Source organism: Variovorax sp. 10N420 (assembly GCF_056394705.1).
Genome location: NZ_JBFTIJ010000001.1, coordinates 436,653 through 462,530 on the forward strand (window position 1 = coordinate 436,653; position 25,878 = coordinate 462,530).

25 protein-coding genes are annotated in these 25,878 nt (G+C 65.1%); 11 read left to right on the forward strand and 14 right to left on the reverse strand.

Annotated features, from left to right (window positions below; translation table 11 throughout):
- Positions 1–15 precede the first annotated feature (15 nt).
- Entirely contained in the window at positions 16–1,047 is a 1,032-nt protein-coding gene (gene hemH / locus AC1DEK_RS02015) for a ferrochelatase (protein WP_478123513.1), read from the forward strand.
- A 5-nt stretch (positions 1,048–1,052) separates the two neighbouring features.
- On the opposite strand, the gene AC1DEK_RS02020 is transcribed toward hemH, so the two are convergent.
- The 8 genes from AC1DEK_RS02020 to AC1DEK_RS02055 all read right to left on the reverse strand — a co-directional run bounded on the left by AC1DEK_RS02020 (position 1,053) and on the right by AC1DEK_RS02055 (position 9,120).
- A complete protein-coding gene (locus AC1DEK_RS02020; protein ID WP_478123514.1) occupies positions 1,053–1,559 on the reverse strand; it encodes a DUF1993 domain-containing protein in 507 nt (168 codons plus the stop codon).
- Between the two features lie 50 nt (positions 1,560–1,609).
- Positions 1,610–2,485, reverse strand: a complete 876-nt coding sequence (locus AC1DEK_RS02025) for an alpha/beta fold hydrolase (RefSeq protein ID WP_478123515.1) — start codon at positions 2,483–2,485, stop codon at positions 1,610–1,612.
- A complete protein-coding gene (locus tag AC1DEK_RS02030) occupies positions 2,482–3,546 on the reverse strand; it encodes a branched-chain amino acid ABC transporter permease (RefSeq protein ID WP_478123516.1) in 1,065 nt (354 codons plus the stop codon). The genes AC1DEK_RS02025 and AC1DEK_RS02030 overlap by 4 nt, the downstream gene beginning before the upstream one ends.
- Before the next feature lie 10 nt (positions 3,547–3,556).
- Positions 3,557–4,537: a branched-chain amino acid ABC transporter permease gene (locus tag AC1DEK_RS02035; protein ID WP_478123517.1), complete on the reverse strand. Its 981-nt coding sequence runs from the start codon at positions 4,535–4,537 to the stop codon at positions 3,557–3,559.
- Positions 4,534–5,259: an ABC transporter ATP-binding protein gene (locus AC1DEK_RS02040; RefSeq protein ID WP_478123518.1), complete on the reverse strand. Its 726-nt coding sequence runs from the start codon at positions 5,257–5,259 to the stop codon at positions 4,534–4,536. The genes AC1DEK_RS02035 and AC1DEK_RS02040 overlap by 4 nt, the downstream gene beginning before the upstream one ends.
- The gene (locus AC1DEK_RS02045; protein ID WP_478123519.1) at positions 5,256–6,020 is read right to left on the reverse strand and encodes an ABC transporter ATP-binding protein; all 765 of its coding nucleotides are present in this window, start codon (positions 6,018–6,020) and stop codon (positions 5,256–5,258) included. Before AC1DEK_RS02045 ends, AC1DEK_RS02040 begins: the two co-directional genes overlap by 4 nt.
- A 154-nt stretch (positions 6,021–6,174) precedes the next feature.
- Positions 6,175–7,371, reverse strand: coding sequence for a substrate-binding domain-containing protein (locus AC1DEK_RS02050; RefSeq protein ID WP_478123520.1), 1,197 nt, complete (start codon positions 7,369–7,371; stop codon positions 6,175–6,177).
- Positions 7,372–7,590: 219 nt separating this feature from the next.
- Entirely contained in the window at positions 7,591–9,120 is a 1,530-nt protein-coding gene (locus AC1DEK_RS02055; protein ID WP_478123521.1) for a sigma-54 interaction domain-containing protein, read from the reverse strand.
- A gap of 198 nt (positions 9,121–9,318) precedes the next feature.
- Here AC1DEK_RS02055 and AC1DEK_RS02060 point away from each other — a divergent pair, with 198 nt between their 5' ends.
- From AC1DEK_RS02060 to AC1DEK_RS02075, 4 genes are read left to right on the forward strand one after another with little or no spacing between them, the layout of a single operon-like run.
- On the forward strand, positions 9,319–10,824 hold the full coding sequence (locus AC1DEK_RS02060) for an efflux transporter outer membrane subunit (protein ID WP_478123522.1): 1,506 nt from the start codon (positions 9,319–9,321) through the stop codon (positions 10,822–10,824).
- Complete coding sequence (locus AC1DEK_RS02065) at positions 10,821–11,987, forward strand: efflux RND transporter periplasmic adaptor subunit (protein ID WP_478123523.1); 1,167 nt, start codon at positions 10,821–10,823, stop codon at positions 11,985–11,987. The genes AC1DEK_RS02060 and AC1DEK_RS02065 overlap by 4 nt, the downstream gene beginning before the upstream one ends.
- A gap of 12 nt (positions 11,988–11,999) precedes the next feature.
- Positions 12,000–15,122: an efflux RND transporter permease subunit gene (locus tag AC1DEK_RS02070; RefSeq protein ID WP_478123524.1), complete on the forward strand. Its 3,123-nt coding sequence runs from the start codon at positions 12,000–12,002 to the stop codon at positions 15,120–15,122.
- Positions 15,119–15,556 carry a hypothetical protein gene (locus AC1DEK_RS02075; protein ID WP_478123525.1) on the forward strand — a complete coding sequence of 146 codons (438 nt, stop codon included), beginning with the start codon at positions 15,119–15,121 and terminating at the stop codon, positions 15,554–15,556. The genes AC1DEK_RS02070 and AC1DEK_RS02075 overlap by 4 nt, the downstream gene beginning before the upstream one ends.
- 22 nt (positions 15,557–15,578) lie before the next feature.
- Here the strand turns inward: AC1DEK_RS02075 and AC1DEK_RS02080 are convergent, their stop codons facing one another.
- The gene (locus AC1DEK_RS02080; protein WP_478123526.1) at positions 15,579–16,283 is read right to left on the reverse strand and encodes a Crp/Fnr family transcriptional regulator; all 705 of its coding nucleotides are present in this window, start codon (positions 16,281–16,283) and stop codon (positions 15,579–15,581) included.
- 177 nt (positions 16,284–16,460) lie between these two features.
- Between AC1DEK_RS02080 and AC1DEK_RS02085 the strand changes: the two genes are divergently transcribed.
- Positions 16,461–16,901 (forward strand): hypothetical protein, encoded by a 441-nt coding sequence (locus tag AC1DEK_RS02085; protein ID WP_478123527.1) that lies wholly within the window; start codon positions 16,461–16,463, stop codon positions 16,899–16,901.
- Between the two features lie 73 nt (positions 16,902–16,974).
- Here the strand turns inward: AC1DEK_RS02085 and AC1DEK_RS02090 are convergent, their stop codons facing one another.
- Genes AC1DEK_RS02090 through AC1DEK_RS02100 form a run of 3 tightly spaced genes read right to left on the reverse strand, consistent with a single transcriptional unit; the run spans position 16,975 to position 19,962 of the window.
- Positions 16,975–18,465 (reverse strand): tripartite tricarboxylate transporter permease, encoded by a 1,491-nt coding sequence (locus tag AC1DEK_RS02090; RefSeq protein WP_478123528.1) that lies wholly within the window; start codon positions 18,463–18,465, stop codon positions 16,975–16,977.
- Position 18,466: 1 nt separating this feature from the next.
- Positions 18,467–19,000 (reverse strand): tripartite tricarboxylate transporter TctB family protein, encoded by a 534-nt coding sequence (locus AC1DEK_RS02095; protein WP_478123529.1) that lies wholly within the window; start codon positions 18,998–19,000, stop codon positions 18,467–18,469.
- Between the two features lie 2 nt (positions 19,001–19,002).
- Positions 19,003–19,962, reverse strand: a complete 960-nt coding sequence (locus tag AC1DEK_RS02100; protein ID WP_478123530.1) for a Bug family tripartite tricarboxylate transporter substrate binding protein — start codon at positions 19,960–19,962, stop codon at positions 19,003–19,005.
- 110 nt (positions 19,963–20,072) lie between these two features.
- Between AC1DEK_RS02100 and AC1DEK_RS02105 the strand changes: the two genes are divergently transcribed.
- The 5 genes from AC1DEK_RS02105 (at position 20,073) to AC1DEK_RS02125 (ending at position 23,775) form a co-directional block, all read left to right on the forward strand.
- The gene (locus AC1DEK_RS02105; RefSeq protein WP_478123531.1) at positions 20,073–20,753 is read left to right on the forward strand and encodes a response regulator; all 681 of its coding nucleotides are present in this window, start codon (positions 20,073–20,075) and stop codon (positions 20,751–20,753) included.
- Positions 20,750–22,162, forward strand: a complete 1,413-nt coding sequence (locus tag AC1DEK_RS02110; RefSeq protein WP_478123532.1) for a sensor histidine kinase — start codon at positions 20,750–20,752, stop codon at positions 22,160–22,162. The genes AC1DEK_RS02105 and AC1DEK_RS02110 overlap by 4 nt, the downstream gene beginning before the upstream one ends.
- A 15-nt stretch (positions 22,163–22,177) precedes the next feature.
- Positions 22,178–22,600 carry an RNA-binding S4 domain-containing protein gene (locus tag AC1DEK_RS02115; protein WP_478123533.1) on the forward strand — a complete coding sequence of 141 codons (423 nt, stop codon included), beginning with the start codon at positions 22,178–22,180 and terminating at the stop codon, positions 22,598–22,600.
- 59 nt (positions 22,601–22,659) lie between these two features.
- The gene (locus tag AC1DEK_RS02120; RefSeq protein WP_478123534.1) at positions 22,660–23,466 is read left to right on the forward strand and encodes a PPK2 family polyphosphate kinase; all 807 of its coding nucleotides are present in this window, start codon (positions 22,660–22,662) and stop codon (positions 23,464–23,466) included.
- 117 nt (positions 23,467–23,583) lie between these two features.
- Positions 23,584–23,775 (forward strand): hypothetical protein, encoded by a 192-nt coding sequence (locus tag AC1DEK_RS02125; protein ID WP_478123535.1) that lies wholly within the window; start codon positions 23,584–23,586, stop codon positions 23,773–23,775.
- On the opposite strand, the gene AC1DEK_RS02130 is transcribed toward AC1DEK_RS02125, so the two are convergent.
- Both AC1DEK_RS02130 and AC1DEK_RS02135 read right to left on the reverse strand, forming a co-directional pair.
- The gene (locus tag AC1DEK_RS02130) at positions 23,748–25,316 is read right to left on the reverse strand and encodes a fatty acyl-CoA synthetase (protein ID WP_478123536.1); all 1,569 of its coding nucleotides are present in this window, start codon (positions 25,314–25,316) and stop codon (positions 23,748–23,750) included. The genes AC1DEK_RS02125 and AC1DEK_RS02130 overlap by 28 nt on opposite strands.
- Positions 25,317–25,386: 70 nt before the next feature.
- Positions 25,387–25,854, reverse strand: coding sequence for a MarR family winged helix-turn-helix transcriptional regulator (locus tag AC1DEK_RS02135; protein WP_478123537.1), 468 nt, complete (start codon positions 25,852–25,854; stop codon positions 25,387–25,389).
- Positions 25,855–25,878 lie beyond the last annotated feature (24 nt).

Genomic DNA, 25,878 nt, shown 5'->3' on the forward strand with positions numbered 1-25,878 from the left:
GGTCGAGAATATCGCATGCCCTTTCGAGACGAACCGCCCGCTGCCGAGAATGCCCAGGACCGCACTGCCGTGCTCTGGTGCAACCTGGGCTCCCCCGACGAGCCTACGGCGCAGGCGGTGCGCCCTTACCTTGCAGACTTTCTCGGCGACCCGCGCGTGGTCGAGATACCGCGCGCAGTCTGGGCGCTGATCCTGCACGGAATCATCCTGCGCACACGGCCCGCGAAGTCAGCCGCCAAGTACGCCAGCATCTGGACACCGGAGGGCTCCCCCCTCAAGGTCTGGACGAAAAAGCAAGCGACTCTCTTGAACGGCTGGCTCGGCGAAAGCGGGCACCGCGTGTCGGTTCGAGACGCGATGCGCTACGGCCAGCCTTCAATCGCGAGCCGCCTGGACGAACTCAAGGCGCAAGGCGTGACCCGGGTGCTCGTGCTGCAGGCCTATCCGCAGTATTCGTCCACCACCACCGCGAGCGTGGTCGACGCCGTGAATGCGTGGAGCGCACGCGTGCGCCGCTTGCCGGAATTTCGCTTCGTCAACGACTATCACGACGACCCAGGCTATATCGACGCGCTGGCGCAGAGCGTGATGCGCTACTGGCAGCAGAACGGACGGCCCGACCAGCTCGTGATGAGCTTCCACGGGATTCCGCAGCGCAACATCAAGCTTGGCGACCCCTACCAGGCGCAATGCCTTGCCACGGCGCGCCTCCTGGCCGAACGCTTGCGCCTGACGCCGGCTCAATATCGCGTCACCTTCCAGTCGCGCTTCGGCCGCGCGAAATGGCTACAGCCCTACACCGAGCCCACCCTGCGCGAACTCGGCAGCGCGCGTGTTTCGCGCGTCGACGTGATGTGTCCCGGCTTTCCGGCGGACTGCCTCGAGACCCTCGAAGAGATCGCCATGGAGGGGCGCGATGCATTCCTCGAAGCCGGCGGCAAGACCTTTCACTACATCCCCTGTCTCAACGACAGCAACGTCTGGATCACGGCGCTGGCAGCCATCGCTGACCGCCATCTTGCGGGCTGGCCCACTCGGGCAGCCTGAGCGGATCAGAGGCGTCCCAGATAGTCGGGCTTGCCCACAGGCACGCCACTGTGACGCAGCACGTCATACGCGGTGGTGACATGGAAAAAGAAGTTGGGCAGCGAGAACTGCAGCAGGTAGCGCTGGGCCGGAAACTTCAGTTCGTTGCCGCGCACCTTCATCGTGATCTCGCGCTCCTCGGCGCCGTCGATCAATGACCGATCCACGGTCTGCAGATAGTCCACCGTCTTCGCGATGCGCGCCTGCAGTTGTGCGTAGGTCGTTTCGTCGTCCGCAAAGCTCGGCGCGGTAACGCCCGCGAGGCGCGCGGTGCCGAATTTCGCGGCATCGCTCGCACTCTGGACCTGCCCGGCCAGCGTGAACATGTCCGGCGCGAGGCGCGCGCTGACGAGTTCCGAAGGATCGATGCCGGCTTCTTGCGCGTGTGCAAGGCCTTTGTCCAGGATGTGCGTGAGTTGGCCGAGTCCGCGAATGAACACCGGGACGGAAACGTCGTAGAGCGAGAGCGCCATGAAATGACTCCGAGTTGAAAGAGGCGGCACGATTGTGCGGCCCCCGGCGCTCAGATGCTTGCGGCGCGGATAAAGGCTTTGATCGGCGCCAGGTGCTCCGGCACGTTGAGCGCGGGCGCATGGCCGCAACCCGGCACCTCGATGATCTGCAGCCGCCCCTTCACGCCGGGGCCTCGGCCGCGCATCTCGTCCAGCGTCTCACGCAGGACCAGATCCGAATCGACACCACGCAGACACAGCACCGGCACATCGATCGCATCGTAGTGCGACCACAGCAGGTAGTCGTCGGGATGCGCGGTGAACTGACGAACCATCGCGGGATCGTAATGCGGCGTCACGCGGCCATCGGGCAACCGGCGTGTCGACGTCTCGGTGAGCCGCCGCCACTGCGCATCGCTGAGCCATCCGTAAGGCTTGTAGACGGTGCGAAAGAAGACTTCGAGCTCGGCCACCGTGTCGAAGGCCGGCGGCTTGCCGGCGTACGAGCGAATTCGCTCGACGGCCGCATCGGCGATTTGCGGTGCGTTGTCGTTGAGCACCAGGCTCGCAATGCGCGGCTTCATCGATGGCTCCGCGAGCCCACCCGCGCAAACCATGCCGATGGCACCGCCCATCGAAGTCCCGACCCAATGGACATTCGTGAGCTTCAATTCATCGAAGAACGCTGTCGCCACCCGCGCGTAAAAAGACAACTGGTATTCATCGTCCGGCGCAGTGCTCCATTGGCTCAGACCGCGGCCAATGGTGTCCGGGCAGATCACGCGAAAACCCCGCTCGGCGAAATGCGCCGCGAGTTCGTCCATGTCGCGGCAGGTGCGCGCGAGACCATGCCAGGCGACGATCACCTGGCCGTCCGCGTGGCCCCAATCCATCCAGTGGATCTCGCGGCCCGCCAGTTGCGCGTAGTTCGAAGTCGGAGATTTCATCGCGATGCCCTTGCACGGAGACGGCCGACGATGCCGGTCGGAAAGTAGTAGACCGAGAGCACGAACAGAACGCCGAGCCACAGCAGCCAGCGGTCAGGCGACAGCAGCGCGGCGAGCAAAGGCACGCCGCTCACGGCTTCACTCCCGAGGCGGAGCAGGTCCTGCAGATAGCTCTGCGCGATGACGAAGATCACAGCGCCGATCACTGCGCCGTAGATCGTGCCCATGCCGCCGATCACCACGATCAGCAGCACATCGATCATGATTTCGAAGCTCAGTGAAGTGTCCGGCCCGTTGTAGCGCAGCCAGACCGCGAGCATCGCGCCCGCCAGCGTGGCGAACAGCGCGGACAGCACGGATGCTGTCGTGCGATAGACCACCACCCGATAGCCGATCGCCTCGGCGCGGAACTCGTTTTCGCGGATCGCCTGCAGCACGCGGCCGAACGGCGAATTCACGATGCGCAGCAGCGCCAGCACGAACACTACCGCCAGCACAAAGAGCAGGTAGTAGCACAGCAAGCGCCCGTCGAGTGACACACCGAGGAACGGCTCTTCCGAAAACTCGAAGCTCGGCGAGATCAGTTCAGGCAGCTTGAAGGTCAGCCCGTCTTCCCCGCCGGTGAAATCCGACAGTTGCGAGGCCAGCGTCTGGAACGCCGAAGCCACTGCCAGCGTGATCATCGCGAAGAAGATCGCGCGCACGCGCAGCGAAAAGAGCCCGATCGCCAGCGACAGCACGAGCGAGATCGCAAGCGCCGCACCCAGCCCGATGAGCAGCGCGCCCCACCCTGCGCCGAGCCGGCTCGCCGAGATCGCAATGCCATAGGCGCCGATGCCGAAGAACATCGTCTGCGCAAAGCTCACGATGCCCGTGTAGCCCAGCAGCAGGTCGAAGCTCGCGACCAGCACGATGAACACCAGCACCTTGGCGGCAACGCTGAGCGCTTTGACGCCCGGGAAGATGAAGGGTGCGAATGCGAGGCCGAGCACCAGCACCGCGAGCAACACTGCCAGCAGCCGGCTGCGCGGCAGGTCGTTGGAAAGAAGACGGGTCAGCATGGTCGTCCCTTCAACGGTTCGCCACCGGGTACACACCCTGCGGACGCCACAGCAGCACGGCCACCATCAGGAAGATGCTGGCGAACTGCGTCAACGCCGGCAGCAAGAACCCCGTGTAGTTGTTCATCAGCCCGACGAGCAAGGCGCCGATCAGCGCGCCAGTGGTCGAGCCCAGGCCACCGATGATGATCACGATGAAGATCAGCACGTTGACCTGCGAACCCATCTGCGGAACCAGGTTCTGCTGGAAGAGCCCCCACATCACGCCGCCGAGGCCCGCGAGCGCACTGCCCACCACGAAGACGCCGATGAAAAGCCGTCCGATGCGATAGCCGAGCGACTCGACCATTTCGCGATCCTGCACGCCCGCGCGAATCAGCAGTCCGATCTTGGTACGGCCCAGCGTCCAGGCCAAGAGGCCAAATACGAAAGCACCGACGATGACCGCGAGGATTCGGTATTTGCTGATGGCCGCGTCTCCCACGAGCAGCGAACCGCGCAGTGCATCGGGCAAGGGCAGCGGAATCTGCCCAGGGCCCCAGATGACCTTGATCATTTCCTCGCCAATGATCATTCCGCCCATGGTGATGAGGATCTGCTTCAGGTGCTGGCCATACACGGGCCGCACGATGAAGCGTTCGAACGCCAGTCCGACCGCGCCCGCGACGGCCATCGCAACCAGCATCGCAGGGAACACGGCAACGAGGTTGCGCCAGAGCTCCTGCGAACCGGTCCAGTCGCTCATGCCGCCAAGCACGCTGCTGGCGACAAAGGCGCCGAGTGCGATGAACACGCCGTGGCCAAAATTCAGCACGTCCATCAGCCCGAAAACCAAAGTGAGGCCCGAGGCGATGATGAAGATGATCATGCCCATTGCGAGCCCCGCAACCGTCAGCGTGAGCCAGGTCGAGAAGGAGCCCGTCAACGGCAGCGCGATCAGCGCAAGCACTGGCACCAGAGCCAGCGGCTTCCAGTCAAAATCCATCTTCATAAAGCCAGCCCCAGCAGCGACTGCTGCAACTGCTCGTCCGCAGAGAACGCCGCCATGCTTCCGCTGTGCACGACGACGCCGTTGTCCATCACGGTCACGGTGTCACCGAGACGTTGCGCAAAGTTGATGTTCTGCTCGACCAGCAGGATCGTCACGCCGCTGCGCTTCAGTTCGCTGAAAGCATCGATCATGTTGTTGATGATGGCCGGCGCAAGACCCTTGCTCGGCTCATCGATGATGAGCAACTCACGCGGCTCGACGATGGCACGCGACACCGCCAGCATCTGCTTCTGCCCACCCGACAGCTTGCCTGCGGGATGATTCCAGAACTTCTCGACGGCCGGGAACAGCTTGAAGATCCACTGCAGGCGCTTGTCGTCCATCTGCTCGGCGTTCTTCGCACCGCGTGCGGCAAGCAGCATGTTCTCCTTGACCGTCAGATCCGAGAAGATGCCCATGTTCTCCGGCACATAGGCAATGCCGAGCTCGGCGATCTGCGGCGTGTGCAGCGCGGTGATGTCCTTGCCGCCGAAGCGAACGGCGCCCTGCGACGCATGCCACAGGCCCATGATGGTCCGCAGCGTCGTGGTCTTGCCCGCGCCATTGCGGCCCAGCAGCATCGTGAGCTGCCCCTTCGGCACCGCGAGTTCAACGCCGTGCAGGATGTGATACGCGCCGATGTGCGTGTGCACGCCGGTCATCTCCAGCAGGTTGTCGCTCATGCGCCCTCCTTCGCGACGCCCAGATAGGCTTCCTGCACCACCGGCGACGCAATGACCTCGGCCGGTTCGCCATCGGCCACCAACTGGCCGTTGTGCAGCACGATGATGCGGTCGGCCAGTTCGCGCACCACATCCATCTTGTGCTCCACCAGCAGGATCGTCTTTGTCTTGTCTTTCTTCAGCGCGCGGATCAGGTCGAGGATGACCGGCGCCTCCGCTGCATTCATGCCAGCGGTCGGCTCATCGAACATGAACACCTTCGGTTCCAGCGCCATCAGCAGTGCGACTTCGAGCTTGCGCTGATCGCCATGCGGCAGGCTCGCGACGCTCGCGTGCTCCTTCGACTTCAGCGCGACGTCCGCCAGGATCTGGTCGGCCCGCTTGGTCAGCGCCCGGTGATCACTCCAGATGCTCCAGAGATTGAGGCCCCGTCGATGCGCACCTTCGCGCGTCGCCTGCACGGCCAGCCGCACGTTTTCCAGAACCGTGAGGTTCGGAAAAAGATTGGTCAGCTGAAAAGCACGCCCCAGCCCCGCCCGCGTGCGAGCCGAAGCCGGCAATCCGGACAGCAATTGCCCGTCGAGCGAGACAGTCCCCTCCGTAGCCTTCAACTGCCCAGAGATGAGATTGAAGTACGTCGTCTTGCCAGCTCCATTCGGGCCAACAATCGCAGTCAATGTGCCAGGCGCGAAAGCGCAGCTGACGGCATTCACCGCCACGTGTCCGCCAAAGCGAATCGTGAGATTTCGAGTTTCGAGCATCAAGTATTCCGCACACCGCGCCCCGTCTCCCGGCAAGCGCAGCGAAGCCAGTTCGTGAAACACCGCGGAACCGGCTTTGCCGGGCCGCTGGTGTTGCCCCCTGAAAGGGGGTAGGCGGAGCGACACGAAGTGCGCGCAGCCTGGGGGTAGCGCTCTACCGCTTATTCCGGATCGGGATGTCCATCTCTTCGGGCTTGATCTCGTGCACGAGTTCAGGCACGCCCCACGCGAATGCTGGGTCCACCTTGATCTTGAAGTGGTACATGCTCTGCATCGCCTGATGGTCTTCCTTGCGGAAAGTCATCTTGCCCTTGGGCGTGTCGAAGCTCATGCCTTCCATGGTCGAGATGAGCTTGTTGGTGTTGGTGTCGCCGCCCGTCTTCTTGAGCGCAGTCACCACCGCCATTGCCGCAGAGAAACCACCAGCGGTGAAGAAGTCCGGCGGCGACTTGAATTCCTTGTAGTGCATCGACACCATCGCGTCGTTGACCGGGTTCTTCGGGATTCCGAAGTAGTAGTAGGCCGCACCCTCCATCCCCGGCAGCGCCTTGTAGGCCGCCATGGCCGGCAGGATGTTGCCGCCTGTCGCGATCTCGATGTTGTAGCGCTTCAGGTCGAGGTCGACGATCTTGAACGGATTGCCCGCGCCCGCCCAGACGATCCAGATGATCTTGCGGCCCGGCTTGTCCTTGAGCGCGTCGATGAGGCGTTGCGCACCCGCGGTGAAGTCGGTCGTCGCGGGCGGGAGGTATTCCTCATGCGCGAGCTTGGCCTTCTTGAGGGCGTCCTTGAAAGCCTTCACGCCGTCGCGGCCGAAGGCGTTGTCCTGCGCCAGCGTGGCGACTGTGACACCGGGCTTGTCGATCGCGACCGCATTGCTGATGGCGTCCTGCGAGCTGTTGCGGCCGGTGCGGAAGATGTACTTGTTCCACTTGTCGCCAGTGATGGAATCGGCCACCGCGGGCTCGACCAGCAGGATCTTCTTGTATTCCTCAGCGACCGGCAGCATTGCCAGCGCGACGCCGGATGACGTCGGGCCAATCGCCAGCGCGGCCTTGTCGTCGGCGTAGGCCGCGGCCAACAGCGACTTGCCAAGATCGGGCTTGCCTTGATCATCCTTTTCGATCACGACGATCTTCTTGCCGTTGACCTCCATCGTGCCGCCGGTCGCGTAATCGAAGCCCATCATGAGGCCGGTCTGCGTCTGCTTGCCATAGGCTTCGAGCGGACCGGTCTTGCTGTAGATGTGGGCGATGCGGATCTCGTTGGGCTGGGCCGAGGCCGGAGCGGTCAAGGCGGAGGCTCCCGCGATGGCAAGGGTTGCCAGCGCGACGAGGTAACGACGTTGCATTCTTTGTCTCCTGAAAATGTGTGGCTGAATATTGCACAGTTCATGCCATGCTGTTGCTCGCCCCCAGGCTGCGCGCACTTCGTGTCGCTTCGCCAACCCCCTACCGGGGGCAACCCCAGCGGCCCGGCGAAGCCGGTTCCGCGGGGTTTCTGGTACCCGATGGGAATGGCTGAAATTCAGACGGTGTTTATGTCTTTATTTCAGACATTTGTATTTTGTTTATTCAGGGTTTTCCAGACGTTCGTACAGGGTCGCGCGGGAGATGCCGAGCAGGCGCGAGGTTGCTAGCTTGTTGCCGCCGGTGGCTGACATGGCGGCGGCGATTGCCTTGCGCTCTAGTTCGGCGACCTGCTGGGCGAGGGGTCGCAGCAAGGCGGCGCTTTCTTCCTCGGCGCTCGAGGGTTCGGCCTGCATCTTTGTCGGTGCGGCGATCTGCTCCTGGCCGGCTTCGCGCAGGATGCGTTCGAGCTGCGCTGCGTCGATGCGCTGCGAATCGCTGCGCATGGTCACCTGCTCCAGCACGTTGCGCAGTTCGCGGATGTTGCCGCGCCAGTGCTGCGCGGCGAGCAGCGCCATGGCGTCGGGCGTGAGTTCGGGCGGCGCCTCGCCGCTGCGAAAGGCCATGTCCTCGCCCAATGCTTCGACGAGGGCGGGGATATCACTGCGCCGCTCGCGCAAGGGCGGCACGCGCACCGGCAGCACGTTGAGGCGGTAGTACAGGTCTTCACGAAAGCGGCCCTCGCGCACCAGCGCCGCCAGATCACGCGAGGTCGCGGCAATCACGCGGGCATCGAAAGGCACCAGCTTGTTCGATCCCAATGGCTCGATCTCGCCTTCCTGAAGTGCACGCAACAGCTTGGCCTGCAGCCCGAGCGGCATGTCACCGATTTCGTCGAGGAACAAGGTGCCGCCGTCCGCCAGCTTGAACTTGCCCTCGCGCGCCTTGCGGTCGGCGCCGGTGAAAGCGCCGGGCGCGACGCCGAAGAATTCGGCTTCGAGCAGCGTGTCGGGCACGGCCGCAATGTTGACGCTGACGAAGGGACCTTTGGCCCGGGTCGATGCCGCGTGGATGGCATGGGCGAGCAGTTCCTTGCCCGTGCCGGTTTCGCCGAGCAGCAGCACCGGGCTGGACGACTGCGCCGCGCGTCGCGCATGGCGCTTGACCTCCACCGCAGCCGGGCTGCTGCCGATAAAGCTGGCAAAGGTGTATTTGGAGCGCCGCTGGCCGTCGGGTGACTGCTGATAGAGCGGGTTGTTGCGCTGGCTCGCCAGCTCGCGGCGTGCGTCGTCCAGGTCGCGCTGCAGCAGTGCAAACTTGCTGATGAGCGGCTGCAGGGTGGTTTCAGGATGATCGAACAGCACGATGCCGATCGCGCCGATGACGTCCCCGAGCGCGGCGCCCTCGCCTTCCTCACGCAGCGGAATGCGGCTGACGACGAAGGTGCCGGCCTTGTTGGTCAGCAGGTCGATCAGGATCGGCTCGCCGGTTTCCAGCACGCGGCCCATCTGCGTGTTCGGGATCACGTCTTCCACCTGATGGCCGAGAAACTGGTCGATCGATGAAAAGCCGAGCGCCGGCAAAAACCGGCGGTAGCCCTCGTTGACCCAGACGATGCGGCCGCCTCGATCGACGAGGAACATCCCCTGGCTGATGCTCGAGAACAGATGGAACATCGATCGCGCGGCGAGCGCAAGGATGCCTTCGGCATCGAGCGGCAATGCGGGTGGAGCGGCGGTGGCGGATGGCATGGCGGGATCGTAGCGCGCGGCTTCGGCCGATGCCCTTTGTCACGCGGCGGGCACCGACGATTTGCGGCGTGCCGGCTTGCTATGCTCCGCCCCTTGCAGGGCTCATCGGCCCATGGCGGCGCGCGGGCAATCCACCGGTTCACGCCCGTCCTTACCGGCTCGCCCGACACGCCTCCTTTTTTGCGGAACCCCGAACTCATGAGGAATCCCCGGCTTCCGGCGCTCACGCTCGTCGCCTCTGTGCTGCTGCTCACCGCCTGCGCAGTCCCACGCCCGCCTGAAAAGGTCGAGGCACCGACACCGGCCCAGTGGAGCACGCCACTGCCCGCTTCCACGGCCGCCCTGCCTCACGGCGGTTCGCTCCCGAGCCTCGCGGAATGGTGGCGCCAACTGAACGATCCGTTGCTGGTCGACCTGATCTTCGCAGCCGAAGCCGCTGCTCCGACCGTCGCCAGCGCCGGTGCGCGAATCGCCGAAGCGCGGGCCACGCGCGTCGCAGCGGGCGCAGCGCTCGTGCCGAATCTCAACGGCACCGCTTCGGCCAGCCGCGGCAACTCGCCGACCAGCGGCCTCACCGCGCCAACGTCAGGCACCGCAACGGATGGCCTCAGCACCACGCTGCCCGCGATCACCACCCTGCAAGCGGGACTGCAATCGAACTGGGAAATCGATCTGTTCGGAGGCCTGCGTGCCAGCCGCGATGCGAGCCAGGCGCGGCTCATGGGCGCTGATGCCAATTGGGACGACGCGCGAGTCTCGGTCGCGGCCGAGACGGCCAACAGCTACCTCGCCGAACGCGCCTGCCGGCGTCAGCTCGTCGTGTCGACGTCCGATGCGCAATCGCGCGCCGAAACGGCACGGCTGACCGACCTGTCGATGCGGGCCGGCTTCACGGCACCGGCGGATGCCGCGCTGGCGCGTGCGAGCGCCGCCGAGGCATCCGGGCGCCTCACGCAGCAGCGCGCCCTGTGCGCGGTGCAGCAGCAGGCGTTGGTCGCCTTGACCGGCATCGAGGACGCCACGCTCAAGGTCCGGCTCGATGCCGCTCCGATCGACGTCGCGCTTCCGGCAGTGCAGGCGGTCCACAGCGTGCCGGCCGAAGCGCTCGCGCAGCGTCCCGATGTCTTTGCCGCCCAGCAGGCTGTTGCAGCCGCCAGCGCCGATGCCGGCGCTGCCCTGGCGCAACGCTTTCCGCGGCTGACGCTGCAGGGCTCCATTGCGACCCTGCAAGTGCGCGCCGGCGTTTTCCGGGAAAGTTTCGACACCTGGACGATCGGGCCGCTGGCGCTGACCGTTCCGATCTTCGACGGCGGCACCCTCGCCGCCAATTCCGAGGCCGCGAAGGTGCGGTATGACGAAGCCGCTGCCCTCTACCGCGCCAAGGTGCGCCAGGCCGTGCGCGAAGTCGAGGAAGCGCTGATCAACCTGCAGAGCACGAACGAACGCGCCAACGATGCCGACGTCGCGGTCAGCAACTACCAGACCTCCTTCAATGCCACGCAGGCACGCTACGCGACCGGCCTTGCAAGCCTGTTCGACCTGGAGGACGCGCGGCGTACGCTGTTCACCTCGCAGACCGCGCGCGTGGCGCTGCAGCGCGAGCGCGCCGACGCCTGGGTTGCGCTCTATCGCGCCATGGGCGGCGGCTGGTCGCGCCCCGAATCCATGGCAACCACGACATCTTCCGCTGCCCCGTCACCATGAAAAGAATGAAGCGTTCCACCCTCATTGCCGCACTGGTCATCGTGCTGGTCCTTGCCGGCGCGGCCTTCTGGCTCGTGCGCGCCAAGCAAGCCGACCGACCCCCGCCCAGCGAAGCCGCGACCGCTCGCCCGACCTTGACCGTGACGGTCGCCAAGCCGGAGACGAGCGAACTCAACGCCACGCTCTCCGCCAACGGCAATGTCGCAGCATGGCAGGAAGCGAGCGTCGGGTCCGAATCCGCCGGTTTGAAGCTCGCGGAAGTGCGGGTGAACGTGGGTGACGTGGTCAAGAAGGGCCAAGTCCTGGCCGTCTTCTCGGCCGACACCGTGCAGGCCGACGTCGCCCAGGCGCGCGCCTCGCTGGCGGAGGCGCGCGTCACTGCCGCCGATGCGGCCGGCACCGCCGCGCGGGCACGCACGCTGCAGGCCACGGGCGCGATGAGCCAGCAGCAGATCAACCAGTACCAGACGGCAGAGCAGACCGCGAAAGCGCGCGTCGAGGCGGCCGAAGCGGTGCTCGCAGCGCAGCAGGTGCGTGGCCGCAATACCCAGGTGCTGGCACCCGATGACGGCGTGATCTCTTCGCGCACGGCAACCGTGGGCAGCGTGGTTCCCGCGGGCACCGAATTGTTCCGGCTCATCCGGCAGGGCCGCCTCGAATGGCGCGCCGAAATCACTTCCTCGGAACTGGGCCGCATCGCCGTCGGCACGCCGGCAGTCGTCGTCAGCGCGAGCGGTGCGCAGGTCGAGGGCAAGGTGCGCAGCGTGGCGCCGACCGTCGACCCGAAGACGCGTGCCGCGCTCGTCTATGTCGACATCCCCAACGTGCTGCAGAACACCGGCATCAAGGCCGGCATGTTCGCGCGCGGCGATTTCCTGCTGGGCCACAGCAGTGCGCTCACCGTGCCGCAGGCTTCGGTCGTGCCGCGCGATGGATTCAATCACCTGCTGGTGTTGCAGCCGGACAACCGCGTCTCGATGGTGCGCATCGAAACCGGCCGGCGCCTGGGCGATCGCGTTGAAGTGACGACGCCGCTGCCCGCGAACGCGCGCGTGGTCGTGCAAGGCGCCGGTTTCCTCAATGACGGCGACCTCGTGCGCGTCGTCGAAGGCACCGCATCGCAATCCGCCAGCGTCAAGCCCTCGATCGAAGCCGCCAGGTAAGGAGCAGCCACCATGAATGTGTCGGCCTGGTCCATCCGCAACCCGATCCCGGCGGTGATGTTGTTCGTGCTGCTCACCTTTGCGGGACTGCTGTCCTTCAACGCGATGAAGGTGCAGAACTTCCCGGACATCGACCTGCCGACGGTGACCGTGTCCGCATCGCTGCCCGGCGCGGCCCCGTCGCAGCTTGAGAACGATGTCGCGCGCAAGCTCGAGAACTCGATCGCCACGGTTCAGGGACTGAAGCACATCACGACGAAGGTGCAGGACGGCGCGGTCACGCTGATCGTCGAGTTCCGCCTCGAAAAGCCTGTTCAGGAAGCCGTAGACGACGTGCGATCGGCCGTGCAACGCGTGCGGGCCGACTTGCCGGCCGATGTGCGGGATCCGGTCGTCACCAAACTCGACCTGGCGGCGCAACCGGTGCTTGCGTTCACCATCGCATCGACCCGCATGGACGACGAAGCGCTGTCGTGGTTCGTCGACAACGACGTGACGCGGCGGCTGCTGGCGATCAGCGGGGTGGGCGCAGTCAACCGCGTGGGCGGTGTGACGCGGCAGGTACACGTCGACCTCGACCCCGGCAAGCTGCAAGCGCTGGGCGCCACTGCCGCTGACATCTCGCGCCAATTGCGCCAGGTGCAAACCGAAAGCGCTGGCGGTCGCACGGACGTGGGCGGCAGCGAGCAGCCGGTGCGCACGCTCGCGACAGTGCAGTCTGCCGACGAACTCGCCGACATGCAGATCGCGCTTTCGGACGGCCGGCGCATACGGCTCGACCAGGTCGGGCGCATCAGCGACACCATCGCCGAGCCACGCGCGGCAGCCCTCCTGAACGGCAAGCCGGTGGTCGGATTCGAGGTCGCTCGCAGCCGCGGCGCGAGCGAGGTCGAGGTCGGTGCGGCGGTGCAGAAGTCGCTTGAGCAGTTGCGTGTCGAGCGGCCGGACATTCAACTCACCGAAGCCTTCAATTTCGTGGAGCCCGTGCGCGAGGAATACGAAGGCTCGCTGCATCTGCTTTATGAAGGCGCCATCCTGGCGGTGGTCGTGGTGTGGCTGTTCCTGCGTGACTGGCGCGCGACTTTCGTGTCGGCGGTGGCGCTGCCCATGTCGGCCATTCCGGCATTCATCGGGATGTATTTGCTCGGCTTTTCGATCAACGTGGTCTCGCTGCTGGCGTTGTCTCTCGTGGTCGGCATCCTGGTGGACGACGCCATCGTCGAGGTCGAGAACATCGTGCGCCACTTGCGCATGGGCAAGACGCCGTACCAGGCCGCGATGGAAGCGGCCGACGAGATCGGGCTCGCGGTGATCGCCACCACTTTCACGCTGATCGCCGTTTTTCTGCCGACGGCTTTCATGAGCGGCGTGGCTGGCAAGTTCTTCAAGCAATTCGGGTGGACGGCTGCGCTCGCGGTGTTCGCTTCACTGGTCGTGGCGCGGATGCTCACGCCGATGATGGCGGCCTACATCCTCAAGCCGATCGTCACGGCCGAGAAGGAGCCCCGCTGGCTCGCGGCCTACATGCACATGGCCGAGTGGTGCCTCAGGCATCGGTTCACGACGATGGTGCTGGCCACCCTCTTCTTCTTCGGTTCGGTGGCGATGATCCCGTTGCTCAAGACCGGATTCATTCCGCCAGACGACAACTCGCAGACGCAGGTGTATCTCTCTCTGGCGCCGGGTTCGACGCTGGCGCAGACCACGGCCGCGGCCGAGGAAACCCGGCGACGCGTGATGGCGATCGAGCATGTGCGCAGCGTCTACACCACCGTGGGCGGTGGCAGCGCGGGCGGCGACCCGTTCGCGAATTTCGGCACGCCGGAAACACGCAGGGCCACGCTCACGGTTCAACTCGACCCTCGCGGCGATCGCCCGCGCAAGCAGGTCATCGAGAACAAGATCCGCGCCGCGCTTGAAACCCTGCCCGGCGTGCGCAGCACCGTGGGCCTCGGCGGCTCAGGTGAAAAGTACATCCTGGCCTTGAGCGGCGACGATCCGGCCGCGCTGACCCAGGCCGCGCGCGCCGTCGAACGCGACCTGCGCACGATCCCCGGCCTTGGCAACATCACTTCGACCGCAAGCCTGATCCGGCCGGAAATCGCAGTGCGCCCGGATTTTGCGGCCGCAGCCGATCTCGGCGTGACCAGTTCAGCCATCGCCGACACCCTGCGAGTCGCCACGCTCGGCGACTACGACCAGAACCTGCCCAAGCTGAACCTTGCACAGCGCCAGGTGCCGATCGTCGTCAAGCTGGAAGATTCCGCGCGGCAAGATCTCGCACTTCTCGGACGCCTTGCGCTGCCGGGCACCAACGGACCAGTGATGCTCGAGCAGGTCGCACAGCTCACGGTGGAAGGCGGCCCGGCCGTGATCGACCGCTACGACCGGTCGCGCAACGTCAATTTCGAGATCGAACTCTCAGGCGTCGGCCTTGGCGATGCAAAAGACGCCGCGATGAAGCTGCCCTCGATTCGCCATCTGCCGCCCGGCGTCCGCGTGGCCGAGGTGGGCGACGCCGAAGTCATGACCGAGCTGTTCCAGAGCTTCGGGCTGGCGATGCTGACCGGCGTGCTTTGCATCTACGTGGTGCTGGTGCTGCTGTTCAAGGATTTCCTGCATCCGATCACGATTCTTTGCGCGCTGCCGCTGGCACTGGGCGGCGCCTTCGTGGGGCTGCTGATCGGCCAGAAGGCACTGTCGATGCCTTCGCTGATCGGGCTGATTATGCTCATGGGCATTGCAACCAAGAACTCGATCCTGTTGGTCGAATACGCCATCGTCGCGCGCCGCGACCATGGCATGAGCCGCTGGGACGCACTGCGGGACGCCTGCCACAAGCGCGCCCGCCCGATCATCATGACCACCCTCGCCATGGGTGCGGGCATGACGCCCATCGCACTCGGATTTGGCGCTGCCGACTCCAGTTTCCGCTCGCCGATGGCGATGGCCGTGATCGGCGGACTCATCACATCGACGGTGTTGAGCCTGCTAGTGGTGCCGGCGGTGTTCACCTACATCGACGACATCGAGCATTGGATTCGCAAGACGACGCGGCGCATCCGCGGCTCCATCGGCACTCATGAGCCGCGCGATAGACTTGGCGAATCGTCGATCGACAGGGGTACACCGTGATCAGAATTCTTCGGCTTGCTGCGATTTCCAGCGCGATCCTGGGCCTCTCGTCGGCGTCTGTCGCACAGACTCACACCGGCCACGCCGATGCGCAGCAGCGCTTCGACGCGCAAATCGCCGAGTGCAATAGCGGAAAGCTCCCGGCACCCGAGCGAGAAGCCTGCGTGCGCAAGGCAGGCCACGACCTCGATCGCGCGCGCGGAGGTCCTCCGCGCCATGTCACCACCCGGACACCCGATCGGCGCTCTACCGTCGTGACCCCTGAAGGCGCCCCGGTGCCTGCCAGCGGAACCACGACCAAGCGGACTCCTGATCGCCGATCGACGGTGGTGTCACCCGACGGCTCGCAGGTGCCCTCCAGCGGCACGGCCTCGGCGAGGTCGCCCGAAGGCCGGTCGACGGTGGTGCCCCCAGCCAACCAGCCTTCGCGCTGATCAGAACAGGGTTCGTTCGTCTTCAGGCGACGCCCCGCACCGCCGCCACCATGGCTTCGAGCCGGCGTGCGTTCAAGATCACGAGCGCCTTGCCGTCGCGCGCGAGCACTCCATCGCGACGAAGCGTATTGAGTTCACGCGTCACCTGCTCGCGGTTCGTGCTGACCTGACTTGCAAGCTCGACGTGCGTCGGCGCGGGCTCCAGGCGAGCCTGGTTGTCGGCGATACCGGCCGCTCGCGCCAGTCGAAGAAGTTCGGCATGTACCCGGTTCTGAACGCCCATGGTGCTGAGGTCGATCACGCGCTCTGACAGTTGCCGCACGAGCCCGACCAAGCCGCGCATCACGCGTTCGGCAACGATCGGCTCTTCGCGCAGCAGCGACATGAAAGCGGTGCGATCCAGGCTGGCGACCACGCTGGGCCTGAGGGTCACGACGTCGGCGGACCGCGGCTTGCCATCGATGGCGGACAGATCGCCGAAATAGTCGCCTTCATTCGAGTCGCGAAACGTGACCTGCCGCCCGTTCGGTGAATAGGTCGTCACGCGCAACTGGCCCGACACCAGGAAGAAGACATCGCTCTTTTCTTCCGAGCGAAGCAGCAGCGGCCTGGCCGCCGGAATGCTCTGCCACGCGCAACGCTGGGCGATGTCGTCCAGGCGCTCTTGCGACAAGCCTTCCAGCAGCGCAATGTGCCGCAGGGCAAGACTGGAACGATGGACTGTCATGCTCGACCTCTCACGCCCGGAAAGCGGTTGAGAACAGCGTTGAAGAGCCGTTGAAAAGCCGTTGAGAAAACCTGTGCGCAAACGCACAGCGTGAAAGCAGATGAATCGCCACAGTTGCACCCCGTGATGTCCGCGATTTCCGCTGTCACACACCCGTAGCCTCAAGGAGATTTCATCATGAATGCGAAGCTATTTGTCGGCTTGTCCGCACTCGCGTTGGCTGGCGCCGTGTCCGCGCAAACCGTGCCTGCGGAGCAATGGGTCGGCGCGGCGATCCCGACGGCGAGTCATTTCACTCGCGCCGAGGTCGCGGCGGATTTCAACACCAGTCGCTCGTTCACGGCTGCCGCGCCGGAATTGCGCGTCGGCCCTGCAGACCCTGTCCCCGGCGCTGAAAGCCGCGCAGAAGTCGCAGCCGACCTGAGCCTGTGGATCAAGTCTGGAATGAGCCAGGTGGCCAATTCGGACAGCTTCGATCCGACGAGCGCGGCGTATCGTGCGCAGTTTGCGTCTTACCAGCGGATGCGCAATGGCCCGCAGTTCCTGGCGGAAGTCCAGCGCAAGCAAGGTAAGACGGCGACGACCGCGCAGATGGAGCCCGCGCCGGCCGGGAATTGACGGCCGATGAAGCCGATGACAAACACCTCGGAGCCGGTTGAGCCGGACCGAGGCGATTGCCCAGATCAAGGAGCTACTTGCCCATTCGCTTTGCGAGTCGCGGCAGGATGAGCACGCCGAGCACGATGACGATCAGCACGATCGACATCGGACGCTGGAAGAACACCGCCGCGCTGCCTTCGCCGATCGACATTGCGTTGCGCAATTGCGCCTCGGCCAGCGGCCCGAGGATCATCCCGACCACCACCGGCGCGGTCGGAAAATCGAAGCGGCGCATGACCACGCCCAGCACACCGATGGCATAGAGCAGCAGCAGGTCGAACGCACTTTGGCGCATGCCATAGGCGCCCACCGTCGCAAAGATCAGGATGCCCGCGTAAAGCTGCGGCTTCGGAATCTTGAGCAGCTTGACCCACAGGCCCACCATTGGAAGATTCAACACCAGCAGCATCACGTTGCCGATATAGAGCGACGCGATCAGCGCCCACACGAGCGCCGCCGACGTGGTGAAGAGTTGCGGACCGGGCTGGATGCCGTAGTTCTGGAACGCCCCGAGCAGGATCGCTGTGGTGTTCGATGTCGGAATGCCCAGCGTCAGCAGCGGGATCAGCGCCGCGGTCACCGTTGCATTGTTGGCTGCCTCCGGGCCGGCGACGCCTTCGATCGCACCCTTGGTGCCGAACTCCGCCTTGGCATCGGCATCCTTGGCGAGCTTCTTTTCGGCGGCGTAGCTCAGGAAGGTCGGGATCTCCGTGCCGCCGGCCGGGATGCAGCCGAAGGGCGTGCCGATCGCGGTACCGCGCAGCCACGCAGGAATCGAACGCTTCCAGTCGCGCGCCGTCATGTGGACGCGGCTGAGCTTGTTCTGGTCTTCGACGACCTTGCCTTCGTAGAGAACCGCGTAGAGCACTTCGGCCACGGCGAAGAGACCGACGGCGACCAACACGATCTCGATGCCGTCGAGCAGCTCGGGAATGCCCCCCGTGTAACGCCCCTGTCCCGAGATCTGGTCGAGCCCGATGCATCCCGCCGCGAGCCCGATGAACAGTGCCGTCATGCCCCGCAGCGTGCTCTTGCCGAGCACCGCGCTGACGGTGGTAAAGGCCAGCAGCATCAGCAGGAAATACTCCGGTGGCCCGAGCTTGACCGCGAAGTCCGCCACGAAGGGCGCGAACAGCGTGACGATGACCGTCGCAATGGTGCCGGCCACGAAGGAACCGATCGCCGCGGTCGCGAGCGCGGCGCCTGCGCGGCCGCTCTTCGCCATCTTGTTGCCCTCCATCGCCGTCACCATGCTGGCGGTCTCGCCGGGCGTGTTCAGCAGGATGGAGGTGGTCGAGCCGCCGTACATGGCGCCGTAATAGATCCCCGAAAAGAAGATCATCGAAGCCGTGACGTCGACCTTGCCCGTGATCGGCAGCAGCATCGCTACCGCAACCGCGGGGCCGATGCCGGGCAGCACGCCGACAGCCGTGCCGAGGGCGCAGCCCACCAGGCACCACAGCAGGTTCACGGGCGTGATCGCCAGCGCGAAGCCGTGCATCAATGCGTTGAAGATTTCCATCCTAGAGCCACCCTGTGTTGGTAAGACCCGGCAGGTTGATGGCCAGGAACTGCGTGAACATCCAGAACACAGGCGCAGAGATCAGCAGGCCGGTCACGATGTCGATCAGCCAGGTGCGAGGCGCATTGACCCCGCCCTGCCCGCTGGCGCGCCGCAGACCCTGTACGGCGAGCAGGTAGCACAACGTGCAGCTGAAGATGAATCCGATGGTCGTGATGAGCGCCGCGTTGAGCAGCAGCCCGGCAGAAACCCAGACGAACCCGCCCCAGTACGGCTGGACCGCGCCGGAGGGTTCTTCCATCTCGCGAAAGCCGCCGGTGCGTGATTCCCAGATGATCCACGCGCCGCAGGCCGTGAGCGCGATCGATACCAGCCAAGGCAGGAAGTTGGGGCCGACGCCCCCATAGCCCGCTTCGGACGAGATGCCGATCGCGCCGAATGCCAGGGCCAGCCCGGCAACCAGAACGCCTACGCCGACCAGCGTCTGGGGCCAGATCGCCGGCCTCCTCGGGACTGCAATATCGATCGAGGACACGTTCAGACCATTCCGGACTTGACCATCGTCGCACGCAGGCTCGCGAACTCATCGTCCACGAACTTGGCGAAGGCGTCGCCCGACAGGACGGCAGGCGTCCAGTCGTTCTTCTTGACCGCCTCGGCCCAGCTTGGCGTCTTCAGCGCCGCCAGAACCATGTCGGTCAGCGCCTTGCGCTGCTCGGGCGTGATGCCGGGCGCGCCATAGACGCCGCGCCAGTTGCCGATCTCGACGTCGATGCCCTGCTCCTTCAGCGTCGGCACGTTGATGCCGGGCAGGCGCTGTGCGGACGTGACCGCAATCGCCTTCATCTTGCCGGCGTTGATGTATTCGGCGAATTCGCTGAAGCCGCTGCCGCCGACGGTGACATTGCCGCCAAGGATGGCTGCCGTTGCCTCGCCGCCTCCGCGGAAAGCAACGTAGTTGATCTTGGACGGATCGACGCCGACCTTCTGGGCGATCATGGCCGCCGCGATGTGCTCGGTCGATCCGCGCGAGCCGCCGCCCCATTTGACGCTGCCCGGGTCTTTCTTGAGCTGGTCGACCACGTCCTTCATGGTCTTCAGCGGGGAATTCGCCGGAAGCACGAAGACGTTGTATTCGCTCGTGATGCGGGCGATCGGCGTGGCCTGCGAGAGGCTGACCGGTGGCTTCCCGGTGATGATGCCGCCCAGCATCACCGCCCCCATGATCATCATCGCGTTCGGGTCACCTTTCGAGCCGTTGACGAACTGGGCCAGCCCCAGCGCACCGGCCGCGCCACCCTTGTTGTCGTAAGTCACCGTGTCGGCGAGCTTGCCCTCGGTCAGCGCCTTGCCGAGCGCGCGCCCGGTGGTGTCCCAGCCGCCGCCCGGATTGGCCGGGATCATCATCTTGACGTTGGTCGCGGCCCATGCCGAAAGCGGCAGGGCACCGGTGGCGGCCATCGCGGCCAATGACTTCAAAAAGGTATCTCGACGCATGCATGTCTCCTTGATGCTGAAAGCTGATTAGGACCTGACTTCGCTATGATGCGCCGCCCCGCTGTCAGTTGGCTGTCCACCGAACTGGGGTAAACACCGAAAATCCAGGGATGAAGTTGCTGCTGGTCGAAGACGATCCGTCGATGCAAACCACGCTGCAGCGCACGCTGGGCCGGCGGCAGATCGACGTGCGCCTGTGCGGCGATGGCGCGCTTGCCGTTGCCCAATGGCAGGCGCTGGAGCCCGATGTCGTCGCGCTCGACCTCAGCCTGCCCAACCTCGATGGCTTGCAGGTGCTGGCGCAGGCGCGCGCCGCTGGGCTGCGCACGCCGGTGCTGCTGCTGACTGCGCGCGGCACGGTCGGCGACCGGATCATGGGCCTGAACGCGGGCGCTGACGACTACCTGCCCAAGCCCTTCGACCTCGATGAACTCGAAGCCCGCATCCGCGCCCTGCATCGCAGGCAGCAGAATGCCGGCACCGATCTGCCGGCCAAGCTGCCTGAAGTCGGCGGCCTTCGCTACGACCCCGACAGCGGCGCGATCTACCACCGCGCCGACGTGCTCGAACTGACGCCCAGGGAGCTTGCAATGCTGAAGGCATTGATGGTCAAGCCGGGCCATGCGGTGTCCAAGGAACGCCTTTTCGAGCTGGTCTTTCCCGGCGAGATGGACGTGCAGTACGAGGCGGTGGAAGTCGTGGTGTATCGGCTGCGCAAGAAACTCGCCGGCACCGGCGTCACGCTGATGACGCTGCGCGGACTGGGCTATCTCTTGCGTGAAGACGCATGAGCCGAGTCCGCTCGCTGCGAGCGAGGCTGCTGGTCGGCATCCTCGCGCCGATCGCATTGTTCGTGATCGTCAACAGCGTCAGCCTGTATCGCCAGAGCCTCGCGGCGGCGACGACCGCCTATGACCGCACCCTCCTCGCTTCCGCCAAGACCATCGGCGAGCAGCTCGACGTGGTCGGCTATGACGAAGCGGCTTCGCTGCGTGCCATCGTCCCGTATTCGGCGCTCGAAGCCTTCGAGGCAGACAACCAGAGCCGGATGTACTACCGGGTGTCCACGCTCGACGGTGAATTGGTTTCCGGATTCGACGAGGTTCCGTTCTGGACCGGCAAGCTGCCGGACCGACCGCCCTACGCCGCGCTGGTGGATTTCTATAACGCGCAATTCCGGGGCATGCCGGTACGAGTTGCGGTCCTGCTGCAGCCCGTTGCGAGTGCGAACGGCCGCGGCATGGCCGTTGTGCAGGTCGCGGAGACGCTCGAATTGCGCCAGACGCTCGCGCGCAAACTGCTGCTCGACACGCTGTGGCGGCAACTGGTGCTGATATCGGTCATCGCGGCGGTCACCGTGATCGTCGTCCAACGCGCGACGCGGCCGGTGCGTGAACTCGGCGAGGCGATCGAGGCGCGCCCGGCCGACGACCTGTCCCCCATCGATGCGCCCGATGCGCCGCGCGAACTCCGACCGCTGATCGACGCGACCACCGAAGTCATGGGACGCCTGCAACGGCTGCTGGACCATCAGAAGCGCTTCGTGCGCGACAGTGCCCACCAGTTGCGCACCCCGCTGGCCGTGTTGAAGGCACAGGTGCAGTCGGCCCGCCGCGGCGATGTGCCGCCCGAGCAGGCCTACGCCGAAATCGGCCAGACAGTGGAACGCGCGACCACGCTCGCCAACCAGATGCTGTCGCTCGCCAAGGTCGAGCAGTTGCGGCAGCAACCCGAATCGATGGTGCTCGACCTGGCGCAGACGGTGCGCGAGATAGCGCTCGACCTGTCGCCGCTGGTGGCCGACAAGGCGCTCGATTTCGAGCTCTACGCGCCGGCGCCGGTACCGGTGCGGGCGCACCGCTGGATGCTGCAGGAGCTTGCGCGCAACCTGCTGCACAACGCGATCAAGCACAGTCCGCAGGAGGCCGCGCTGGTGGTCCGTGTCGAAGCCGCCGAAGGTTTCGCGGTCCTGACCGTCAGTGACCACGGGCCTGGCATTTCGGACGAACTGCGGCAGCGGCTGTTTGCGCCTTTCGCTGCCGGCGACCTCGCCAGCGGCTCAGGCCTCGGCCTCGCCATCTGCCGCGAAATCGTGCTGGCGCTCGGGGGCCACATTGCGCTGGACAACCGGGAATCCGGCGGACACAAGATCGGGCTGGATGCTCTCGTGCATCTGCCGCTGGCGCGCGACAATCATTGATACGTGGATGCATACATGGATCGTCTTCGCATAGACAAATGGCTCTGGGCCGCGCGCTTCTTCAAGACGCGCTCGCTGGCGGCTGATGAGATCGGCAAGCACCGCGTGCAACTCAACGGCGATGTGGCCAAGGCGTCGCGGGAGGTCAAGCCCGGCGACACGGTGGCGATCCGGCTGGGCCCGGTCACGCGAGTGGTACGGGTTCTGGGCATCAGCGGACAGCGCGGACCGGCGCCAGTCGCACAGCAACTCTACGAAGAGACGCCAGAAAGCCTTGCCGCGCAGGCGGCCGCGCGCGAGCAAAGGCGCCTGGGCAGCGAGCCGGCGCTCAGCATTGAGCAGGGACGCCCGACCAAGCGCGATCGCCGCGAACTGGACGGCGCCCGCCGGGGTGATTGGGACAACCGCTGGAGCGCGTCGATCGATACGGACGAATAGGCCCACTTGCCGGGGCGCCATCGCGTACGCTGCGGGCTTTGCGCGAGGAATCCCAACTCATGGCCAGCTTCAAGAAATACCGCGTGGGCAAGAAGTTCAAGCTCGCGGACATCGATCCGGCCGCCGTGCCTTTTCAGAAAGGCGCCGAAGAAGTACAACGCGAGGCACTGGACTCCCTGGCCGGGCGGCTGGACGACCTGCAGAACCTGCTCCACGCCGAAGGCAGGCGCAAGTTGCTTCTCGTGCTGCAGGGCCTGGACACGAGCGGCAAGGACGGCACGATCCGCTGGGTTTTTTCTCGCACCTCGCCCTTGGGCGTCCGGGTGACGGCCTTCAAGGCGCCGAGCGAGGAAGAGCGCGACCACGACTTCCTGTGGCGCTGCCACGCCAACGTGCCGCGGTCCGGAGAAATCGGCGTATGGAACCGCAGCCACTATGAAGACGTACTCGTTCCGGTGGTCGAAGGCTGGATCGACAAGGCCGAAACGCGCCGCCGCTATGCGCAGATCAACGACTTCGAGCGGATGCTTTCCGAGACCGGGACCGTGATCATCAAATGCATGCTGCACATCAGCAAAGACGAGCAGCGCGCGCGGCTGCAGGCGCGCGTCGACGATCCGGGCAAGAACTGGAAGTTCGCCATGGGCGACCTCGACGTTCGCAAGAAGTGGGACGCCTACGAACGCGCCTACGGAAATGCGCTAGCTGCGACCTCGACCGACCACGCGCCTTGGTACGTCGTGCCGGCGGACAGCAAGCGCCACCGCAATCTCATGGTCGCCGAACTGCTCGTGAAGTCGCTGAAGGACATGGGCCTTTCGACGCCGCCGTTCGACCCGGCGCTGAAAGGACTCATCGTCGAATAAAGGTTCTGTAGGCCGCGTCCGACTGCCGTCTCTCCCAAAAACGTACTTCAGCGTTGAGCAGCCGCCACGAGAGTGCCTCTCGTTCGGCTCACGCCGCCACGTTTTCGGAGAATCTTGATGAGCATTTTCTTGACACCGATGGCTCTCATTGCCGGTTTCTACCTTCTGATCCTGGGCGCCGGCATGCTGTTGGTGAACGTGGGACGGCCGCTGCGGCTCCTCAGCAACGAAATCGCAGAGCGTGTCGAGCAGTCGATCGCGGTGCTGGACGAATGCAATCCTCACTCCCGCGCGAAAAGGCCCTCGTGAGCCTTGCGCAATTCGCGCTTCAGTAGCTTTCCGCTCGGATTCTTGGGCAGGGCTTCGACGAGCACCACCCGCTTGGGCGCCTTGAAGCCGGCCAGATGCTTCGCGCAATGGGCGAGAACCTCCGCCTCGTCGAGCGCGTGGCCCGCCTTGGCGACCACGACAGCCACGACAGCCTCGACCCAGCGCGGATGCGGCACGCCGACCACGGCGACTTCCGACACCTGCGGCAGACGGTAGATCATTTCCTCGACCTCGCGGCTCGCGACGTTTTCGCCACCGGTCTTGATCATGTCTTTCTTGCGGTCGACGATCGTGATGAAGCCCTCGTCGTCGATCACCGCGAGATCGCCCGAATGAAACCAGCCGCCTTCGAACGCGGCCTTGGTGCGTTCATCGTCGTGAAAATAGCCAAGCATCAGGTGCGGCGAACGGTGCACCACCTCCCCGACTTCGCCCACCGCGACATCCTTCATCCGGTCGTCGACCACGCGAGTCTCGACGTTCAGCACGGCGCGCCCCGCGGAGCCTGGCTTGCGCAGTTGATCGTCGGGGCCGAGCATCGTCGCGAGCGGCGCGATCTCCGTCTGGCCGTAGAGGTTCCATAGCCGCACCTGCGGGAGTCGGCGACTGAGTTCGCGCAGCACCTCGACCGGCATGATGGACGCGCCGTAGTAGCCCTTTCGCAAGCTGCTGAGATCGGTGCTGTCGAATTTCGGCGAGCGCAGCAGCGAGATCCACACGGTGGGCGGCGCGAAGAAAGAGCCGATCCGAAAGCGCTCGATCAGCGGAAGCAGGTTGTCTGGCGTGGGCTTCGCCGTGATGACGTTGGTGCCGCCGGCGTAGAGCGAGGGCCCGAGGAACACATCGAGTTGCGCGCAGTGATAGAGCGGCAATGCATGCAAGGTCAAGTCGCCGGCGCTGATTTCGGCATCGACGAGGCAACTGACATATTGCGAGATCACTGCGTCGTGCGTGAGCATCGCGCCCTTGGGTGTGGATTCGGTGCCGCTGGTGTAGACGATCTGCGCGAGGTCGCTGCCTTGCAAATCCACATCGGGCGGCTCGGAACCCGCTTCGGCGAGCTGGTCGAATCGCAGCATGCCCGGCGCCGGATCGCTTGGGTCTTCGGAGGGCAACCAGAGAAACTCACCCACGGAGGTGTCGAGCGCCGCGGCTTCGCGCGCCAGGCCGGCCAAGCCGGAATCGGTGGCCAGAAGAGAGGCCCCGGCATGCCGCAGGATGTACGCCACTTCATCGGCCTTCAGCATGAAGTTGATCGGCACCAGCACCGCGCCGAGTCGTGCCAGCGCGAAGCGAAGGGCCGCGAATGCGTGCGAGTTTCGGGCGAGGACCGCCACACGGGCACCCTTGCCCACCCCTTGTTGTGCGAGGCCGCTGGCCACCCGGCTGCAAATGGCATCGAACTCCGCATAGGTCCACCGCGTGGTGCCGCAGGCAATCGCCAGTTTGCCGGGCTCGCGCCTCGCGCTGCGTCGCAAAAGGTCGGCCAGCGTCTGGCGGCGGGCTGTCTCATGAGTCATCGGGCGTCTCCTTGGGCGGGTCACCGCGAGGATAGTGCCCGTTCGACGCCATCGCCAGATAGGTGTATTGCTAGGTCCGCATCGGCGCGCGGCTTCGGTCGTTGTTGACCGTGACGAACTTGCTCAGGAGCTGCATGAAGTCGCGCCGCTCTTCTTCGGTGAGCATGCCAAGGAGTTCGTTCTGCATCTCCTGCATGCCCGGCACCATCTGGGCCAGGAGACTTTCGCCGAGCTCGGTCAGCCGCAGTTCGCGCTGGCCTCGCGCCAGCAACTTGCGCGAGATCCAGCCCTTGCCCTCGAGACGTACCGCGATATCGGCGGCGCTGGACGTGTCCAGCGCAACCTGCTGGGCCAACGTGACCTGATCGATGCCGGGGTTGTTCTGCAGGGTGCGCATCACCGCGTATTGCACCGGGGTCACTTCACGCCCCAGCGTTTCGTAGAAGACCGACACCGAGATCTGGTGCGCGCGACGGATCAGATGGCCCGGCTGGTCATTCAGATCGATCTCGACAGCATTGGATACTTTGCACTGCATGATGGCGAACGTAGTACTTAACTC

Bases quoted from the DNA above. Each gene is read 5' to 3' on its own strand.
- AC1DEK_RS02135 (WP_478123537.1), bottom strand. From the start codon at position 25,854: ATGCAGTGCAAAGTATCCAATGCTGTCGAGATCGATCTGAATGACCAG.
- AC1DEK_RS02130 (WP_478123536.1), bottom strand. From the start codon at position 25,316: ATGACTCATGAGACAGCCCGCCGCCAGACGCTGGCCGACCTTTTGCGA.
- AC1DEK_RS02125 (WP_478123535.1), top strand. From the start codon at position 23,584: ATGAGCATTTTCTTGACACCGATGGCTCTCATTGCCGGTTTCTACCTT.
- AC1DEK_RS02020 (WP_478123514.1), bottom strand. From the start codon at position 1,559: ATGGCGCTCTCGCTCTACGACGTTTCCGTCCCGGTGTTCATTCGCGGA.
- AC1DEK_RS02060 (WP_478123522.1), top strand. From the start codon at position 9,319: ATGAGGAATCCCCGGCTTCCGGCGCTCACGCTCGTCGCCTCTGTGCTG.
- AC1DEK_RS02080 (WP_478123526.1), bottom strand. From the start codon at position 16,283: ATGACAGTCCATCGTTCCAGTCTTGCCCTGCGGCACATTGCGCTGCTG.
- AC1DEK_RS02115 (WP_478123533.1), top strand. From the start codon at position 22,178: ATGGATCGTCTTCGCATAGACAAATGGCTCTGGGCCGCGCGCTTCTTC.
- AC1DEK_RS02025 (WP_478123515.1), bottom strand. From the start codon at position 2,485: ATGAAATCTCCGACTTCGAACTACGCGCAACTGGCGGGCCGCGAGATC.
- AC1DEK_RS02040 (WP_478123518.1), bottom strand. From the start codon at position 5,259: ATGAGCGACAACCTGCTGGAGATGACCGGCGTGCACACGCACATCGGC.
- AC1DEK_RS02085 (WP_478123527.1), top strand. From the start codon at position 16,461: ATGAATGCGAAGCTATTTGTCGGCTTGTCCGCACTCGCGTTGGCTGGC.
- AC1DEK_RS02055 (WP_478123521.1), bottom strand. From the start codon at position 9,120: ATGCCATCCGCCACCGCCGCTCCACCCGCATTGCCGCTCGATGCCGAA.
- AC1DEK_RS02030 (WP_478123516.1), bottom strand. From the start codon at position 3,546: ATGCTGACCCGTCTTCTTTCCAACGACCTGCCGCGCAGCCGGCTGCTG.
- AC1DEK_RS02070 (WP_478123524.1), top strand. From the start codon at position 12,000: ATGAATGTGTCGGCCTGGTCCATCCGCAACCCGATCCCGGCGGTGATG.
- AC1DEK_RS02105 (WP_478123531.1), top strand. From the start codon at position 20,073: ATGAAGTTGCTGCTGGTCGAAGACGATCCGTCGATGCAAACCACGCTG.
- AC1DEK_RS02045 (WP_478123519.1), bottom strand. From the start codon at position 6,020: ATGCTCGAAACTCGAAATCTCACGATTCGCTTTGGCGGACACGTGGCG.
- AC1DEK_RS02050 (WP_478123520.1), bottom strand. From the start codon at position 7,371: ATGCAACGTCGTTACCTCGTCGCGCTGGCAACCCTTGCCATCGCGGGA.
- AC1DEK_RS02120 (WP_478123534.1), top strand. From the start codon at position 22,660: ATGGCCAGCTTCAAGAAATACCGCGTGGGCAAGAAGTTCAAGCTCGCG.
- AC1DEK_RS02065 (WP_478123523.1), top strand. From the start codon at position 10,821: ATGAAAAGAATGAAGCGTTCCACCCTCATTGCCGCACTGGTCATCGTG.
- hemH (WP_478123513.1), top strand. From the start codon at position 16: ATGCCCTTTCGAGACGAACCGCCCGCTGCCGAGAATGCCCAGGACCGC.
- AC1DEK_RS02110 (WP_478123532.1), top strand. From the start codon at position 20,750: ATGAGCCGAGTCCGCTCGCTGCGAGCGAGGCTGCTGGTCGGCATCCTC.
- AC1DEK_RS02090 (WP_478123528.1), bottom strand. From the start codon at position 18,465: ATGGAAATCTTCAACGCATTGATGCACGGCTTCGCGCTGGCGATCACG.
- AC1DEK_RS02100 (WP_478123530.1), bottom strand. From the start codon at position 19,962: ATGCGTCGAGATACCTTTTTGAAGTCATTGGCCGCGATGGCCGCCACC.
- AC1DEK_RS02035 (WP_478123517.1), bottom strand. From the start codon at position 4,537: ATGAAGATGGATTTTGACTGGAAGCCGCTGGCTCTGGTGCCAGTGCTT.